Origin of the sequence: Muricoccus pecuniae, assembly GCF_014199205.1 — a bacterium.
Taxonomy (GTDB): domain Bacteria; phylum Pseudomonadota; class Alphaproteobacteria; order Acetobacterales; family Acetobacteraceae; genus Roseomonas; species Roseomonas pecuniae.
Genome location: NZ_JACIJD010000013.1, coordinates 31,928 through 49,339, shown reverse-complemented (window position 1 = coordinate 49,339; position 17,412 = coordinate 31,928). Strand labels below are relative to the sequence as shown.

Annotated in this window: 12 protein-coding genes; 2 read left to right on the top strand and 10 right to left on the bottom strand. The window is 76.4% G+C overall.

Annotation, left to right across the window (positions count from 1 at the left end; all coding sequences use genetic code 11):
* Positions 1-131: 131 nt before the first annotated feature.
* The 10 genes from FHS87_RS14675 to FHS87_RS14630 all read right to left on the bottom strand — a co-directional run bounded on the left by FHS87_RS14675 (position 132) and on the right by FHS87_RS14630 (position 14,205).
* Complete coding sequence (locus FHS87_RS14675; protein WP_184519826.1) at positions 132-1,487, bottom strand: nucleotide sugar dehydrogenase; 1,356 nt, start codon at positions 1,485-1,487, stop codon at positions 132-134.
* Between the two features lie 116 nt (positions 1,488-1,603).
* On the bottom strand, positions 1,604-3,568 hold the full coding sequence (locus FHS87_RS14670) for a polysaccharide biosynthesis protein (protein WP_184519823.1): 1,965 nt from the start codon (positions 3,566-3,568) through the stop codon (positions 1,604-1,606).
* A 10-nt stretch (positions 3,569-3,578) separates the two neighbouring features.
* Positions 3,579-5,690: a glycosyltransferase gene (locus tag FHS87_RS14665; protein ID WP_184519820.1), complete on the bottom strand. Its 2,112-nt coding sequence runs from the start codon at positions 5,688-5,690 to the stop codon at positions 3,579-3,581.
* The gene (wecB, locus tag FHS87_RS14660) at positions 5,687-6,790 is read right to left on the bottom strand and encodes a non-hydrolyzing UDP-N-acetylglucosamine 2-epimerase (protein ID WP_184519817.1); all 1,104 of its coding nucleotides are present in this window, start codon (positions 6,788-6,790) and stop codon (positions 5,687-5,689) included. The genes FHS87_RS14665 and wecB overlap by 4 nt, the downstream gene beginning before the upstream one ends.
* Before the next feature lie 25 nt (positions 6,791-6,815).
* Positions 6,816-8,084 carry a glycosyltransferase family 4 protein gene (locus tag FHS87_RS14655; protein WP_184520114.1) on the bottom strand — a complete coding sequence of 423 codons (1,269 nt, stop codon included), beginning with the start codon at positions 8,082-8,084 and terminating at the stop codon, positions 6,816-6,818.
* A 17-nt stretch (positions 8,085-8,101) separates the two neighbouring features.
* On the bottom strand, positions 8,102-9,334 hold the full coding sequence (locus tag FHS87_RS14650; RefSeq protein WP_184519814.1) for a DegT/DnrJ/EryC1/StrS family aminotransferase: 1,233 nt from the start codon (positions 9,332-9,334) through the stop codon (positions 8,102-8,104).
* 269 nt (positions 9,335-9,603) lie between these two features.
* A complete protein-coding gene (locus FHS87_RS14645; protein ID WP_184519811.1) occupies positions 9,604-10,212 on the bottom strand; it encodes a sugar transferase in 609 nt (202 codons plus the stop codon).
* A complete protein-coding gene (locus tag FHS87_RS14640) occupies positions 10,205-11,455 on the bottom strand; it encodes an O-antigen ligase family protein (protein ID WP_184519808.1) in 1,251 nt (416 codons plus the stop codon). Before FHS87_RS14640 ends, FHS87_RS14645 begins: the two co-directional genes overlap by 8 nt.
* Positions 11,456-11,480: 25 nt before the next feature.
* Entirely contained in the window at positions 11,481-12,383 is a 903-nt protein-coding gene (locus FHS87_RS14635) for a hypothetical protein (RefSeq protein ID WP_184519805.1), read from the bottom strand.
* A 28-nt stretch (positions 12,384-12,411) separates the two neighbouring features.
* Positions 12,412-14,205: a heparinase II/III domain-containing protein gene (locus FHS87_RS14630; RefSeq protein WP_312862008.1), complete on the bottom strand. Its 1,794-nt coding sequence runs from the start codon at positions 14,203-14,205 to the stop codon at positions 12,412-12,414.
* Between the two features lie 94 nt (positions 14,206-14,299).
* Here FHS87_RS14630 and FHS87_RS14625 point away from each other — a divergent pair, with 94 nt between their 5' ends.
* The gene (locus FHS87_RS14625; RefSeq protein ID WP_312862007.1) at positions 14,300-17,071 is read left to right on the top strand and encodes a polysaccharide biosynthesis/export family protein; all 2,772 of its coding nucleotides are present in this window, start codon (positions 14,300-14,302) and stop codon (positions 17,069-17,071) included.
* Positions 17,072-17,281: 210 nt separating this feature from the next.
* Positions 17,282-17,407, top strand: coding sequence for a hypothetical protein (locus FHS87_RS24260; protein WP_281394445.1), 126 nt, complete (start codon positions 17,282-17,284; stop codon positions 17,405-17,407).
* Positions 17,408-17,412: the final 5 nt, after the last annotated feature.

The window sequence follows — 17,412 nt, the reverse complement described above, 5'->3', positions numbered from 1 at the left end:
GCGCCTGGCGGGGCTGGCCTCGCAGAACAGGGCCCCCGGGCTGAGGTGCCCCCCCTCCCCCACCCTCCGCGGCAGCCCCGAAGAAAAAGATGAGGGGTCCGGGGAGAATTCCTTCTCCCCGGCCTTTTCCCTTAAGCCGTCACGACAACCCCGGGCCCCTCGCCGCGGAACGCCCCGCGCGTGTCCACCACCAGCCGCGCCGCGCGGCGCACGAGGGCGAGGTCCATCCCCGGCTGCGGCGTGACGAGCAGCACCGCGTCCTGCGCCGCCAGCACCGCCTCGTCGAGTGCCACGCTCGCCAGCGCGGGCGAGGCGCCGTGGAGGCGGCGGGTGGCGGGGAAGCGCGGCACCAGAGGGTCGTGATAGGAGAGGACCGCGCCGCGCTCCTCCAGCAGGCCGAAGATCTCCATCGCCGGGCTCTCGCGCGTGTCCGGCACGCCGGGCTTGTAGGCGAGGCCGAGGAGGAGGATGCGCGCGCCGCGGAGCGTGGTTCCGAACCCGTCCAGCGCGTCCCGCAGGCGGGAGATCACATAGGCGGGCATGGCGTCGTTCACCCGCCCGGCCAGCTCCACGAAGTCGCTCGCCACGCCCAGCTCCCGCGCCTTCCAGGCGAGGTAGTAGGGATCGACGGGAATGCAGTGCCCGCCCAGCCCGGGGCCGGGGCGGAAGGGCATGAAGCCGAAGGGCTTGGTGGCCGCGGCGTCGATCACCTCGTGCACGTCGAGGTCCATGGCGTGGGCGATGCGCTTCAGCTCGTTCACCAGCCCGATGTTCACGGCGCGGAAGACGTTCTCGTAGCACTTGGCCAACTCGGCGACGGCGAGCGAGGAGACGGGGACGATCCCCCCCGCCACCGGCCCGTAGAGCGCCTTGCCCACCGCGAGGCAGGCCGGCGTCGCGCCGCCCACAAGCTTCGGCACGCGGCCCACCGTGCCCTCGGGATTGCCGGGATCCTCGCGCTCGGGGGAGTAGATGACGAAGGCGTCCCTTCCCACGCGCAGCCCCGCGCGCTCCAGCACGGGGATGACCAGCTCCTCGGTCGTGCCGGGATAGGTCGTGCTCTCCAGCGCGATCGCCTGGCCCGCGCGCAGATGGGGGGCGAGGGCGGCCAGCGTGTCCCGGACGGCGCCGAGATCCGGCTCCTTGTGCGGCCCGATGGGGGTGGGGACGCAGATCACCAGCACGTCGCAGCCGGCCGCCGCGGCGGCATCCCCGTGCGCGCGCATCCCGCTCCCGGCCACGCGGTGGTCGGGGATGCCGTGGACAGGGCTGCGGCCCGCCGCGATCGCCGACACCTTGGCGAGGTCGATGTCGAAGCCCTCCACCGCGAAGCCGGTCTCGGCGAAGCGCAGGGCGAGGGGCAGCCCGGCATAGCCGAGCCCGACCACGCCGATCCGGGCCTGCCGCGCCTCCAGCCGCGCGATCAGCGCCTCGCCTCGGGCGAGGAAGGCCTCGCCCGAGGCGAGGGAAGCGAAGGATCCGTCCATGGCGCTACACCGCGCCGCGACGGGGGAGGACCGGGCCCATGAAGGCTGCTCTCCATTTTGTGAGCAGTCCTAGGGAACCGTCCCGCCGTCCCCTCCGCAAGTAAGGTAGGGTAAGTTTATGCGCGCCCCGCGGCCGGGGTATTGGGCGCGTGCTCGAATTCCGGCACCAGCCGCGCGAGCCCGGCCAGCGCCAGCCGCGCCTGCCCCCCGCGTGCGGCGGAGGAGACCTCGTCGATCGCGCGCCCGACGAGGGCGGCGTCCGCCGTGCGCGGCGTGGCCACCAGCAGGCCGGGGAAGCCCGTCGGCCGCGGCGGCTCCTGCCCGTGGAACAGCTCCTCGAAGAGCTTCTCGCCGGGGCGGAGGCCGGTGAAGCGGATCTCCACGTCCTCGTCGGGCTGGAGGCCCGCGAGGCGGATCATGCGGCGGGCGAGGTCCACGATCTTCACGGGCTTGCCCATGTCGAGCACGAAGATGCCGCCCTCGCGCAGCTCCGGCGGCTGGTCCGCCCCGTCCTTGGAGTAGAAGTCCTCCGCCCCGATCACGCTCGCCTGCAGCACGAGCCCCACCGCCTCGCGCACCGTCATGAAGTAGCGGCGCATGTCGGGATGGGTGACCGTCAACGGCCCCCCGCGCTCGAGCTGGCGGCGGAAGAGCGGCACGACGGAGCCGGTGGAGCCGAGCACGTTGCCGAAGCGCACGGTGACGCAGCGCATGCCGCCGCTGCCGCTCGCCATCCCCTGCCGGGCCTGCATGTCCAGCGCCTGGCAGTACATCTCGGCCAGCCGCTTGGAGGCGCCCATGACGGAGGTCGGGTTCACCGCCTTGTCCGTGGAGATGAAGACCATCGCCCGGCAGCCATTGGCGCGCGCCGCATCCGCGATCAGGCGGGTGCCGAGCGCGTTCGTCAGCAGCCCCTCCAGCGGGTCGTTCTCCACCATCGGCACGTGCTTCAGCGCGGCGGCGTGGAAGACCAGCTCGGGCCGGATCTCCTCCATCAGCCGCCGCAGCCGCGCCTCGTCCCGCACATCGGCCAGCACGGGGCGGCGGGGGACGCCGGGATGGCTCTCCGAGAGCTCGAGGTCGATCTCGTAGAGGGCGAACTCGCCATGGTCGAGCAGGGTGAGATTCGCCGGGCCGAGCGCCGCGATCTGCCGCGCCAGCTCGCTGCCGATCGTGCCGCCCGCGCCGGTGACGAGCACGCGCCGGCCCTGGACCAGCCGCGCCATGCCCTCGCGGTCGAGCGGCACCTGGGGGCGGTCGAGCAACTCCTCGATCGAGACGGGGCGTAGGTCCAGCTTGCGCCCGGCCTTGCGCGCGAACTGGGCGCGCGCCGTGGCGGGGTCGAGCGCCGTGGGGCGCGGGGCGCGGCGCACGGGCACGCCGTGCCGGTCCGCCGCGTCCAGCAAGGCCTCCAGCGCACCGCCGGCGAGGCCGGGATCGGCGAGCACGAGGAGCGCGGGCAGCCGCCCCTCGGCGCGCAGCTCGTCGAGTACCGTGCCGGCCTGATCGACCGTGCCGAGGATGGGCACGCCCAGAATCCGCCGCCCGCGCTGCCGGGCGCGCGGGGCCAGGATGCCCTCCACCCGGTAGCCCGGGGCGCGCTGGGCGATGAGGGCGCGGATGAAGAGGTCGGCGGAATCGCCGCCGCCGGCCAGCAGCACGGGCTGGGGCGGCACGTCGGAGACGGGGCCGGCGCGATGCGCGGATTGCAGCCGCCCGATCAGCCGCGCCCCGCCCGCCAGCGCCGCCAGCACGCCGGCATGGAGCACGGGAAAGGCGATGTTCGGCGGCCGCCAGGCGCCCAGCAGCAGCAGCCCCGCCCAGAAGATCAGCGCGGCGGCGAGGCTCGCGCCCAGCACGGGCAGCAGGTCGGGCAGGCCGACATAGCGCCAGTACTGCCGGGGCAGGCGTAGCGGCAGGGCCGCGGCGGCGAAGGCGAGGAGCGAGCCGGCCAGCCCCCCCGGCCACCAGCCCGCCGGCGGCCAGGCGCCGGGCGCGGCGAGCCAGAGCGCGGCCGGCAGGGCCAGCGCGGCGAGGGCCAGGTCCAGCCCGAGGTTCAGAAGGATGCGCTGCGGCGCCATGGCGCCTGCTTTAGCCGCGCGGCGCGAACGGCGCCACTGCCGCGGACGCCCCGGGCGGGAGGGACGCCGGTTGCAGCAGGCGCCACTCGGGGGAGGCGGGCTCGGCGGGGCCGGTTCCCTCGGCGGCGCGCAGCCCGGCCTCGATCAGCGGCACGTCGGAGGTGACGGGTGCCGGCGCGGCGGCCGGCGGCGGCATCTCCGGCGCGCGGCCGAGCATGGCGGCCATGGAGGCGGGGAGCGCGGGCGCGTCCGAGAGCCCGGCCTCGGCGAGGAGCCGCAGCCCGGCCCCCTCCGGCGGCGCCTCGACGGGCCGACCGGTCAGGGAGGGCAGGGCGGGGCCGGGCGCGGGCAGGCCTGCCAGGAGGGCGAAGTCCGGCGCCGCCCCCTTCGCGGGTTCCGGCAGGGCCATGGGCGGCGGGGCGTTCCGGAGGGAGTGCACCATGGCGCCGAGCGCCGCCGAGGCGGTCGGCCCGGCGGCGCGAGGCTCCAACTCCGGCAGGGCGGGCGGCGGCGCGGGGCCGAGCACCCGGGAGGGCGGCACCTCGGCAGGGGCGGGCGCGGGGGAGACGGGCGGCGGGCCGGGCGCGGGCTCCGGGGAAGCGCGCGAGAGCAGCGCGACGAGGCTGGGCGGAACCGCCTCCACTCCGCCCGGCCCGGCATCGAGCAGCAGCCTCGGCAGGGCCTCGGCAGGGGCCGGCGCGGCGGAAGGAGCGGCCGGGGGAAGCCCGCCCATCCCCTGCCCGGGCAGGGCGGCGGAGGGACCGGGCAGCGGGTGCCCGCCCGGCCCCCAGGCGAGCAGGGCGGCGAGGGGCGCTTCCGGAACCGGCGGCACGGGGACGGACGGCGCCGGGGCGGGAGGCGGCGCGGGCAAGGAGGGCTCGACGGCGGGCAGAGCCAGCGCGGGAGCGGGCGCCACCTCCGGCCGCGCTCCGGCGGGGAGCGGGGCCAGCTCCGCATAGAGCCGGACGAGGCGCTCCGCCTCGCCTGCCCAGCCGAAGCGGCCGAGCGCCGCGGCACGTCCCGCCGCGCCCAGCCGCGCGCGCAGCGCGGGGTCAGCGAGCTCGCGCACGGCCTCGGCCACGCGCCCGGGGTCGGCGGTGTCCACCAGCAGGCCGCATCCGGCCTCCCGCACCACCGCCGCCACCTCCTCGGCGAAATCGGGGACGATCACGGGCAGGCCGGCCAGCATGCAGTCGAACAGCTTGTGCGGCAGGGCCAGCCGGTGGTTCTCGTGGCCGGGCTGGAAGAGCACGAGGCCGATATCCGCCTCCGCCGCCCGCGCCACCGCGGCCTCGTGCGGCAGCCAGCCATGCCGCTCCACCGCGCCGGACAGGCCCAGGCGCTTGGCCTCGGAGAGAAAGTCGGTCTCGCAGCCATCGGTGAAGCGGCCGATGAGGGAGAGGCGCGTGCCCTCCGGGCTGCGGGAAAGGGCCTGGAGCATCTCGAAGGCGCCGCGCTCCCGCGTGAGGGCGCCGAGATGCACGAGGGTCAGCGGCCCCGGCCCGTGCTCGCGCGGCCGCACGGGCACGGCGGCGGCGTAGTTGCGGACGGGCACGATCTCCGTGCCGGGAAAGGCGTCCTCCAGCCCGTCCTTCGCGACCACCACCGCATCGGCCCGCGCCGCCATCCAGCGGCAGGCGGCGCGCACGGCCCGGCGGCCGAGCCCGCGCAGCGGCCGGGGCAGGCGGGCGTCCAGGCGGGAGGGATAGTGCTCGTGCACGTCGAGCACCACGGCCGCGCCGTTCCGGCGCGCGGCGAGGATCGCGGCGTACCAGCTGTCGGGCTCGTGGGCGTGGATCACCTCCGGCTTCAGCCGCGCGGCCCGGCGCGCCAGGGCGCGGGCGGCCCGCAGCCGGCCGAGCCAGCCGGTCGGCCGGGGATAGGTGAGGATCCGCACCCCCGCGCTCTCCGCCGGCACCTCCTTCGCCCCCCGCAGCGGCGCGGGGGCGAGATGCGTCACGCGCCAGCCCGCCGCGGCCAGGGCCGCGCCCTCCTTGCCGACGATGCGAAGGTCCGTCGGCGGATGGGCGGCCGAGAGCATGAGGACCAGCGGCGCCTCGGGCTCACCCGCGGCGGAGGGGGCGATGCGGGGGCGCGCGGAGGGGCGTGGGGGGCGGCTCACGCCGCGATCTCCTGCCCGCCGGCACCGAGATGCGCGGCCAGGTGCGCCGCCATCCGCGCCCCCGCCCTCCCGTCCCAGAGCGGGATGGGACGGGCGCGCGGCCGGTCCCCGGCCAGCAGGGCGGCGACGGCCCCCGGCAGCTGCGCGGGCGGCACGAGGCGGTTGGTCCCGGCCTCCAGCGTCACGGGCCGCTCGGTGGAGGGGCGGAGGGTGAGGCAGGGAAGGTCGAGTGCCCAGGCCTCCTCCTGCACCCCGCCGCTGTCGGTGGCGACGAGCCGCGCGCGGGCGAGCAGGCCCAGGAAGTCCAGGTATCCGAGCGGCGGCAGGGGCATGACGCCTTCTGGCACGGCGAGGCCGAATTCCGATAGCCGCGCCGCCGTGCGCGGATGCACGGGCCAGGCGAGCGGCAGGTGCCGCGCCGCGCCCGCCACCGCCTCCAGCAGGGCGGCCAGGGCGGCGGGGAGGTCCACATTGGCCGGCCGGTGCAGCGTCAGCACGCCGTAGCCGCCGGGCTCCAGCCCCGGGGGCAGCGCCCGGCCGCGCGCGGCGGGCAGGGCGCGGAGCAGGCTGTCGATCATCGCGTTGCCGACGGCGCGCACCGCGCCCGGCGCGTGCCCCTCGGCGGTCAGCCGCGCGGCCGTGGCCTCGTCGGGTGCCCAGAGAAGGGTGCTGATCGCGTCCACGGCGCGGCGGTTGATCTCCTCGGGCATGTCGAGGTCGCCGCAGCGCAGCCCGGCCTCGAGATGCGCCACGGGGATGCCGAGCTTGCGCGCGGCCAGCGCCGCCGCGAGCGTGCCGTCCACGTCGCCGGCCACCACCACCATCGCCGGGCGGCGCGCGGACCAGAGGTCGGCGCAGGCGATCATCGTGCGCCCGGTGAGCGAGGCATGGCCGCCCCCGGAGACGCCGAGGGAGATGTCGGGCGGCGCCAGGCCGAGATCGGCGAGGTGCCCGCCGAACATCGCGGCGTCGTGGTGCTGGCCGGTATGGACGAGGACCGGCGCGCAGAAGGGCGGCGCCCCGGCCAGCGCGTGCAGCAGCGCGGCGAGCTTGGGCAGGTTCGGCCGCGCCGCGGCGACGAGGTGGATCTCGGGAAGCATTGGGTTCCGGCTCGGTCTTTCCGGCTCAGGCGGCGCGCGCCAGGGGCGAGACCCCCGCCGCTTCCTCCAGCACGTCGCAGAGGCGGGCCGCGTGCAGCCGCCGGTCCCAGAGGCGGACGGCCCGCCCCCGGGCGGCGGCGCCCATCGCGGTCCGGCGTGCCGGGTCCGCGGCGAGCGCCGCCAACGCGTCGGCCAGCGCCGTCGCGTCGCCGGGGGGCGCGGCGAGGCCGCAGGCGGCGCCGTCATCCCCCGCCTCCACCAGCCGTGCAGCACGGCCGGGGGCGTTGGTGACGACGGGCAGGCCCGCGGCGAGGTAGTCCATCAGCTTGTTCGGCGCGGTCCACTCGGCGAAGGCGGGAACCGGGGCCAGCAGGTGCAGCCCGATCGCCGCGCCCGAGAGGAGGGCCGCCACCCAGGGCTTGGGCAGGGGATCGAGGAAGGTGACGTTGCGGAGGTCCCGCCGCGCGGCCTCCTCGATCAGCCGGGCGCGCTCGCTCCCCTCCCCCACCAGCACGATGCGGACCCGGCGCTCGCCGATGTTGCGGAGGATCGTCGCCGCGTCGATCGCGGTGTCCAGCCCGTTCGCGCGGCCATGCGCGCCGGCATAGACGGCCAGCACCTCCCAGGGCGCCACCTCGGGCGGGCGCCAGCGGGAGACATGCGGACCGAAGAGGTCGAGGTCGCAGCCATTGGGCACGACATGCACCCGCGCGGGATTGGCGCCGCGGGCGATGGCGGTCTCGGCCATGCCCTCGGTCAGCCCGATCACGGCGCTCGCGCCCCGGCAGGCGGCGGTGGCCAGCCGGTCCATCGCGGCGAGGACGGGGCCGGGCACCCCGCCGCCCAGCCGCGCCTCGGAGAGGGCGCGCGGCAGCTCGGGCCAGGGATCGCGGATCTCGAAGACGAAGGGCAGGCCGCGCAGCCGCTTCGCCGCCAGGGCGGGCAGCGCCACCGTCAGCGGGGTGGAGGAGGCGAGGGCGAGGTCGAAGCCGCCGCCCATGGCCAGCCGCGCTGCGCGGCGGGCATAGTGCAGGAAGGCGCCGGTGCGCGCCGCCAGCCCCTGCGCGTTGGAGCAGGGGATGTCGAACTCCACCACGCGGAAGCCCGCCACCCGCCCTTCCCGCAGGCCGCGGCGGAAGGGGCCGTCGAGCCCGGTGCGCGCGCCCTCGTAGCGGCCGCAGGCCACCGTGACCTCGTGCCCGCGCGCGGCGAGGGCGCGCGCCATGGCATGGGCGCGCGTGGCCGTCGCGCCCTCCGGGCCGGAATAGTGTTGGTGGAGATAGAGGAGGCGCAGGGGAGTCCGGCCTTTTCCTAGCCCCGGGCCAGCCGGCGGATCACCTCGATCACGCGCGACTGCTCGGCCGGGGACATGCTGCCGGAAGGAAGGCAAAGGCCGCGCTCGAACAGCCCGGCCGCCACCCCGCCGCCGATGCGCCCGGCGGAGCGGAAGGCGGGCTGGAGATGCAGCGGCTTCCAGACCGGGCGGCTCTCGATCCCCGCCTCGTCCAGCGCGCGCCGCACCATCTCGCGGTCCGCGCCGAAGCGGCGGCTGTCAATCAGCATCACGCTCAGCCAGCGCGAGGACTGGCCCCAGCTCGGCTCGGGCATGAAGGAGATGCCGGGCAGGTCCGCGAGGCCGGCGACGTAGCGGTCGAACACCGCGCGGCGGGAGGCGACGCGGCTCTCCAGCGCGCGGAGCTGCATCAGCCCCACGGCCGCGAGCACGGAGGAGAAGCCGTAGGAGTAGCCCGTCGTCTCGTGCTGGTAGTGCGGCGCCGCCTCTTTCGCCTGCATGCCGAGATGGCGGGCCGAGGCGATCAGCTCGGGGTCGTCCGACACCAGCGTGCCGCCGCCGCCCGCGGTGATGATCTTGTTGCCGTTGAGGGAGAAGCAGGCGAGCCGCGCCCCCTGCCCCGCCCGGCGCCCGCGCGAGGTGGCGCCCAGGGCCTCGGCCGAGTCGCTCATCACCGGCACGCCCCAGCGGTCGCAGACGGAGACGATGGCGTCGAGATCGGCGCACTGCCCGTAGAGATCCACCGGCACCACCACCCGCGGCAGCCGCCCCTCGCGCGCGGCCTGGGCGAGGGCGTCGCGCAGCATGTCGGGGTCGAGGGTCCAGCTCTCGGAGGCGACGTCGAGGAAGGTGATTCGTGCGCCCATCTGCACGGCCGGGGCCACGGTGGCGACGAAGGTGAGGGTGGGCGCCCAGACCTCGTCGCCCGGCGCGACGTCGAGCACGCGGTAGCCGAGATGCAGCGCCGCCGTGCCGGAGGAGGTGGCGAGCACGTGCTCGAAGCCCGAGACATGCCCGAAGGCGGATTCGAAAGCCTTCGGCACCGGCCCGGCGGGAGCCAGCCAGCCGCTGCGGAGCGTTTCCTCCAGCGCTTCCATCTCGCCCCCGGCCAGTTCGGGGGGGGAGAGGTGGATGCGGCCTCCCCGCCGTCCATCCGCGTCGGGACGGCGGAACGGCAGGACGTTCTGCAACGCCAGGACCGATGCCGATTCAGCGCTGGCATCGACACAAGGGCTGAGACGCAGGGCCATTTTTTTGTCCCTCACGAGTACGTTAGATCGACAGGCTGCATTGCTAAGAGGCGAGTCCGCCAGAGCTTACGCAACCTTTGGTATACGCTTAGCAATCAACAATTAGTGAACTCAGGAGTCTTTGATTTGAATCAAGGGGAAAAATCGGTCTCCGAGACAGCCGAGACACAGTAGGTTTTTTCTTCCGGACGGTCGGTGACGCCGAGCACGCCTCATCGACCCGGAAACGGGGAGCGACTCGGGCCCGGCACCCCATAGCAGGACGCGCGCTAGGACAGCGGCGGCAGCTCCGGCATCGTCGCGTGGCCCGGCGCGTTCACCCCGCGGCCGGAGAGCAGCACCCGCAGCGTGCCCAGCGCCGCCGCCAGGTCGCCCCGCGCCGTCACCCCTTCCGCGTAGCGCGCATCCCATTCCAGCCGCACCGGCCAGGGCACCGCGTTGCGGCCCCTCGCCTGGGCCAGCCCGGCCAGCCCCGGCCGCACCCGCAGCCGCTCCGCCTGTCGCGGCGTGTAGCGGGCGAGGTAGCTCATCGGCAGCGGGCGGGGGCCGACGAGGCTCATCTCCCCCCGCAGCACGTTCAGGAGCTGCGGCGCCTCGTCCAGCGCCGAGGCGCGGAGCAGGCGGCCGAACCGGGTCAGCCGCTCCGAATCGGGCTCGCCGGGGAAGCGAGGCGCGCGCATGGAGCGGAACTTCAGCAGGGTGAAGGGCACGCCGCCCCGCCCCGCGCGCTCCTGCCGGAACACCACGCCGGGCCCGAGCGCCAGCCGCACCCCGAGCGCCACCAGCCCGAGCAGCGGCGACAGCCCGGCCAGCAGCGCGCCCGCCGCCGCCGCGTCCAGCCAGCGCTTGCCGCGGCGCGCGTAGAACCCCTCAGCCATCCCCTTTCTCCCCCATCGGCGCCTCGCGCGCCTCCGCCTCCAGCCCCGCGGAGAGGGCAAGGCCGAGCGCGAACCAGACCATCCTGTTGCCGAGATCCGTCGAGACCATCGCCCCCATGGCCACGGGCAGGACGAGCGCCACCAGCCGCCCCGCCGCCCCCGGCGGCAGCGAGCGCAGCCGCCCCAGCAGCACCGCCGCCCCCCCGCCGAAGGCGCCGAGCCAGAGCAGCAGCCCGGGCAGCCCGCCCTCCACCAGCGCCTCCAGCGCGTGGTTGTGGGGGTAGAGGCCGCGCCGCTCCCCGTTGCCCGCCGCCAGGGTGAAGCCGCCCGTGCCGAGGCCCCAGGGCAGGGTCTCCCCCGCCCAGTGCAGCGCCTCGGCCCAGAGCACGGGACGGGCGGAGGCGGCGATGCCCTCCCCCGTGAAGCGCTCCAGCGTGCGCAGGCCCTCGGCGCGCGTCGGGTCGGCCAGCAACAGGCCGAGGCCGAGCAGCCCCGCCGAGGCCGCCATCCCCACCCAGCCCATCGCCGCCCGCGCGCGCCCGGCGGACCAGAAATGCGCCGCCGGCGCCAGCACCACCGCGAGGCCGAGCGCGATCAGCCCCGCCCGCCCGCCCGGCAGCAGCCCGGCCGCGCCGAGGAGTGCGGTGAGGCCGAGCCAGGGCAGGCGCCGGATGCCGTGCGCCTCCGCCGCCCGCAGCGCGGCCAGCCCCGCGGCGGAGGCGATGGCGAGGCCGGCGAGCTGGTACTGCACGCGCACGAGGTCCGGATTCGCCCCGACCGCCCCGCCCAGCACCACCTGCCCGCTCGCCAGCCCCCAGGCCACGGAGACCGCGACGAAGAGGCCGAGCAGGAGCGTCGCCCCCCCCAGCACCCGCCGCGCGCCGGGCTCCGCGCCCACCACCAGCCCGGCCAGCAGCATGGCCGGGGCCACCAGCACCGCCTCGGGCAGCTTGGCCGCCAGCACCTCCCGCGAGGGGCTCCAGAGCGCCGCGACGGTGAGCCAGAGCCAGAGCAGCCCGCAGGCGGCCAGTGGCAGGGCGAGCACAGGGCGCACCCGCCAGCGCGTGCCCGCGGCCAGGAGCAGCATCCCCGGCGCCAGGGCCGCCGTGCAGGCGAGGGTGAGGTCGAAGGGAAGGCCCGCGAGGAGCGGCGCCGATTTCAGCGCGCCCGCGAACTGCATCCCGGCGGCGGGAAGGCCGGCGAGCGCCGCGAGGGTCGCCGCGCTGGGGCGGGGAAGGATCATGCCGTGCCGGCGGCGGGGGCGCCGCCTACTCCTCCCGCTTGCGGGCGAGGGCGGGCCGCGCAGCCCGCGCCCCGGCCCGCCGCCGCTCCGGCTCGGCCGGCACGCCGAAGAGCAGCACCCGGCAGGCCGCGAGCAGGAGGCAGGCGAGCGGCACCGTCACCCCGAGGAGGAGGAGCAGCAGCGGCCGGTTCGGCAGGGAGGGCCAGAGGCCCACGCTCGGCGCCGAGACGAGGCGCGCGGCCACCGCCTCGTCCGCCGCGGCGATCACCCCGGCCCGCTGGTGCTGGGCGAGCAGCTCGTACATCGGGTTGCGCATGAACACGTCGCGCTCGGCCGCGATGCGGGCCTCCAGCGCGGCCACGCGCCGCCGGGCCAGATCGTCCAGGCTCTCGCGCACCCGCGCCTCCCCGAAGGCGTGCAGGCGCCGGAGGATGTCGAGCGCCGTCGCGCGGTCGGGATGAGCGATGGCGAGGCTGGTGGTGACCGTGGCGAGGGACTGGGTGACGCCGAGATTGCGGTCGAGCCAGCGGTCGAGATCGTCGAGATCGGCCGGGCCGGGCGGGATGCCGGCCAGCACGCGCAGGCGGCCGGTCACGCCGTTCCGCTTGAGAAGGGTGAGGTCGTCCAGGATCCGGGTGTCCCGCGCGAGCATCGCCACGGCCTCGGGGCTGCGGAGATTGGCGAGGTAGATCGCGAAGTTGCCGCCCGCCCGGGTGTCCAGCAGCCCGCCCGGCATCACCAGCCCGCCCTGGATGAGGGTGGAGGCGGCCAGGCCCGTGGTCTCGGCCGGCGCCACCACCGCCTCGGCCACGTACTGCCGGGGCCAGAGCATCACGAGGCTCCCGCCCAGCAGCAGGAGGGCCGCCGCCAGCGAGATGACCCGCCAGCGCAGCCTCCAGACGCCGATGAGGAGAAGTTCGAGCGGCATCACCACTCACGGTTTCGTGCGGCTGGGATTAGGCATAGGCCCCACCCCCGGTGCAATCACTTCGGAGCCGGATTCGTGTCGTGACCGCGCTGACCGGCGCCTCCGCCCGCGCGACGAGCACGGGAACCGGCTCCGCCTCCCCATAGGCGCGGCTCTCCCATCCCGACTCGATGGCGATGCGGAGCGGCGCGTCGGCGGCGAGGGCGATGCGGGCCTCCGCGCCCTCGGCCCCGTCCCCGGTGAGGCGCCACGCCCCGGGCGAGAGATGCCAGCGCAGCGCGATCCGGCGGAAGGGGCCGGAGAGGCGGTCCTCCACCACCCAGTCCCGCCCGCCCGGGACCACCCGGCGGGCGTGGCGGTTGCCCCTGAAGTCGCGGGTGGCGGCGCCGTCCGGCAGGGACTCCGTCCGCACCCAGCGCGCGAGGAGGAAGCGGCCGGCGCGCGGCATCGGTTCCGCCTCGTCGAAGAGGATGAGGTTGTGCGCGGCGGCGGAGGCGAAATGCGCCGCCCACCAGCCCTTGTCCCCCGGCGGGTTGTAGGCGCCGGTGCCCGTGTCCCGCAGGGGGTTCCGCGGGCCGTCCCAGAGATCGAGATGCAGCAGGTCCGCCTGCCCCGGGCGGAAGCGCAGCGGCCCCGTGCGGAGCAGGGCGCGCGCCGGGCCGTGCTGCCAGCCCCGCGTGCCCTCGGCCACCCACTCCGCCTCCGCCGCCAGGGGCGGGGGGAGGTCCAGGCCGAGCCAGGCGCAGCCGGGGTCGTCCGGGAAGCCGGCCGAGGCCCCGGCCAGCAGCCGCGCCGCCCGCTCCGCGCCGCCCCGCGCATCCCCCGCGCCGCCGAGCGACAGGTCGGCCAGGGCGGAGCCGTCCTGGTGGCCGAGCCGGGGGGTCGCGCCGGTCTCCTCCTCCACCAGCCGCGCCAGCCAGCGCGCGGCGGCGGCGGCGCGCGCGGGGGCAGGTTCGGGCAGGGGCGGGGCGCCGAGCCCCCGCCGCAGCCATTCCAGGACAGAGAGGGTGTCGAGCAGCAGGCGGTGATAGCCGGTCGAGACCTGGGCGAAGCCGCCATCGGGCGCCACCAGCCGGGCGAGGGCCGCGGAGAGGTCGCGCGCCGCGCGCCGGGCCGCCTCCCCATCCCCCAGCATCCAGGCGCAGGCGAGCAGCCCGGCGGGCTCGCTGACGGCGTGGTTGTTGTCCTGCGCGCGGGCATAGGCGCGCGTGGCCGCGATCCGCCGGGCGTGCAGGCGCAGCAGCGCGGCCATCCCCGGCTCCACCGCCCCGCCGCCCAGCAGCGCATGGGCGAGACAAAGGGTGAGGACGCGCAGCGCCGCCTCCTGCCCGCAGGCCCAGTTGGGGCCGAGGTAGGGCGGGTTGGCCGCGCACCACGCTGCCAGACGCGACTCGGCGCGGAGGAGGTGGCCGCCCCCCGGCTCCAGCCGGTGCGCCTGGACGAGCAGGGGCAGCCAGCCCAGCCGGTTCCGCTCCCAGACCGGGCGGACATCGCCGGGCGCGAAGAGATCGAGCGAGAGGGCGGGCGCTGCCGGATCGAAGGGCCCGTGCTCCACCGCCGGGGAGAGGTCCCGCGCGGCCGCCAGCACCGCCTCCGCCGCGCCGGGGGGCAGGGCGGGGGGCGCGGGCGCCGTGGCGGGCAGGAAGGGGCCGGCGGGGGGCGCGGCGGGCCGCAGCGCGCGGCCGGGCAGCCCGGCTGCTACCCGCGCCCTGTGCCATGCGAGCCACATCAGCGGCCGGGCACCCAGCCGGGCGGCGGCGTCGAGGCGCAGGAGCGCGCGCGGTGCTTGGAGTGGCATGACGCGCTGTGGTAGCACGATCACGGGTTCGTCATCGCCGGTTTTCGCGGCGAGGTTGCGACACGGCACCCGGCACAGCCGGGACGAGAGGCAAGAATTGTCTATCCCCGGTGCTCGCGTGTGGAAGAAGGGCGGCTTCGCCCTGGCGGTCCTCGCCGCGCTGACACCCATCCTGCCCTCTGCGGCCCTCGCCCAGGGGCAACCGCTGCTGCCGCCCTCCCTTCCCTCCACCCTGCCGGGCGGGATGCCGCTGCCGAGCCTGGCGCCGGGTGCGCAGGGCGACATCCTCCAGCGCATCATCGATGCCGCCGGTGGGCGCATGGCGGGCGGGACGCCCTCCTCCCTGCCCGCGACGCCGCACCCGCCCGCCTATGCCGCCCCGCCGGCCGCCCCCGCTTCCGCCTCCGCCCTGGCGCTTCATGTCGAGCCCGGCGAGCCCCTGTCGAACACCGAGGCCTTCTTCGCCGCGCGCCTGCCGGATCAGCAGCCGCCGCTGCGCCAGTTCGGCTACGACACCTTCCGCAACCTCGGCCCCCCGCAGGGCCCGGCGAGCGCCGTGGTGGGCGCCCTGCCCGACGACTACCGGATCGGGCGGGACGACGAGGTGATCGTCTCCATCCGCGGCCGCTCCCGCCAGTCGCTCTCGCTCCGCATCGGGCGGGACGGGATGCTCACCCTGCCCGACCTCGCCCCCTTCCCCGCCGCCGGGCGCACGCTGCGCGAGCTGCGCGCCGACATCGAGATGCGGGTGGCGCGGGAGCTCGGGGGGTCGGAAGCCTTCGTCTCCATCGGGCAGACGCGGCAGATCGCCGTCTTCGTGGCGGGCGAGGTGGTGCGTCCCGGCCTCGTTCCCCTGCCCGCCCTCGCCTCCCTGCTCGACGCCCTCGGTGCCGCGGGCGGCATCCGGCGCACGGGCAGCCTGCGCGCGGTGCGGGTGGAGGGGCCGGGGGGCGCGCGGGTGGTGGATCTCTACGCCGCCATCGCCGGGGTGTCCGGCACGCCCGACCTGTCGCTGCGCGAGGGGGAGCGGGTGGTGGTGCCGCCGCTCGGCGGCGTGGTGGCGCTCGGCGGGGATGTGACGCGCCCCGGCATCTACGAGCTTCCCGCCGGGGTCGCCTCGGCGCCGCTCGCCTCGGTGCTGGCCCTGGCCGGCGGCGCGCTGCGGCCGGCGGGCAACCGCTTCCTCTCCACCGGCACGGATGCGGGCGGGCGGCGGGCGATGTCCGAGCTCTCGCCCGGCTCCCTCCTCCGGCGCGGCGATGCCGTCACGGTCTCCCCCGGGGTGGACGTGGCCTCGGGCGGGCTGCGCCTGGCCGGGCATGTCGCCGCCCCCGTCATCCGCGGCGTCGGGCCGCGCGGCGCGGGGCTGCGCGCCCTCCTCGCCGATCCCCGCGTGATCCGCCCCGACCCCTATGTCCGCATGGGCGTCGCCTGGCGCATGGACGAGCGGACGCGGGTGCGCCGCTTCATCGCCTTCGACCTCGGCCGCGTCATGACGGGCGGGGCGGAGCTGCCGCTGCGCGAGGGGGACGAGGTGATCCTCCTCTCCCAGTCCGACGTGCTCTGGCTCGCCTCGCCCGCCGTGCAGCGCGCCCTGCGCGGCGAGGCTGCCGCCCCGCTGCCCGTCGCACCCGCCGCCGTGGCAGCGGGTGCGGCCGGCCAGCCCGCCGGGCCGCTTCCGGGCTCCGTCCCCCCTCCGGTGGACTGCCCGGCGCTCATGGCGCTGGCGGTCGCCGCGCGCTCCTCCCCGCTGCGCTTCGCCCATGCGCGCAGCGCCGGCTTCCCCGATATCGGCGCGCCCGGCTGCCCGCAGGTCTTCGTGGACTACCCCGCGCTGCTGCCCTTCCTGCTCGACCAGTCCGTGCTGCTCGCGGGCGAGGTGCGGCTGCCCGGCCTCTACCCCGTCATCGAGGATACCGGGCTCGACATGGTGATCGCCGCGGCCGGCGGGCCGGCGGACACGGCCGACCTCTCGGCGGTGGAGTTCGCGCGCGAGCCGCTGGAGGGGGCGGGCGCCATCCCGCTCTCGCGCACGCGGCTGGATTTGCGCTCCCGTAACTTCGCGGCCGTGCGCCTCTCCCCGCGCGACGCGGTGCGCATCCCCCGCGGCTTTGGGGACCGCGACACCGGCCCCGTGACGCTGGTGGGCGAGTTCCTGCGGCCCGGCACCTACGACATCCGCCGGGGCGAGCGGCTCTCCGAGCTACTCGCCCGCGCGGGCGGGCTGACGGGGCAGGCCTATCCCTACGGCGCCGTCTTCACGCGCGAGAGCGTCCGCCAGCGCCAGCAGGAGGGCTTCCAGCGCACGGCGCGGGAGCTGGAATCGAGCCTCATCCAGGTGGCCGCCGGACAGGCGGTGGCGGGCAGCCGGCAGGGCGGCCTCGACCTCGGCGGGGCCATCAACGCCGGCCAGGCGCTCGCCGGCACGCTGCGCGAGGCGCGGGCGGCCGGGCGCATGGTGGTGGAGGCGAATCCCGTGGTGCTCGCCGCGCGGCCGGAGCTTGACGTGCTGCTGGAGCCCGGCGACCTCCTGGTCATCCCCAAGCGCCCGAACGAGGTGACGGTGGTGGGCGCCGTGCTGAACCCCGGCAGCCTCCAGTTCTCCACGGGATGGAAGGCCTCGCAATACGTGCGCGCCGCCGGCGGCGAGCAGCGCTTCGCCGATGCCTCCCGCGCCTTCGTCGTGCTGCCGAACGGGCAGAGCGTGCCGGCGGGGCTGGGGAGCTGGCAGTCGGGCGGGCCGCCCATCCCGCCGGGCAGCCTCGTGGTGGTGCCGCAGGACCCCTCGCCCTACGAGACCTGGGGCTTCATCCGCGACCTCACCTCCGTGCTCGGGCAGATCTCGATCAGCTCGGCGGCGCTGGCGGTGATCTCGAAGCAGGCGCGGTAGAGCATTTTCAAGCCGGGTGGAATCACCCGGCGGCTCGGAAATGCGACAAAGCAGAAGGCGGGAGCGGGTACCGTGAGCCACGGCGAACGGAAACCGCTCCTGCGCGGATCACAAGATCCGGCACCGCGCGCCGGCGCAACGATCCGGTGCTAGGCTGCTCCCCGCGCGGGCGCCGAACGCTCCCGCGCCAACACGGAATGGGAGGCAGGGATGATCGCCGGATCGCAAGCGCTTCGCGGCCCAGGTCTCACCGTCACGCTCGTCACCCTCGTGCTGGTCGCGCTCCTCGTGCTGGCCGAGTACGCCCTCGACTGGCCCATCCCGCTGCACCATTAGGCGCG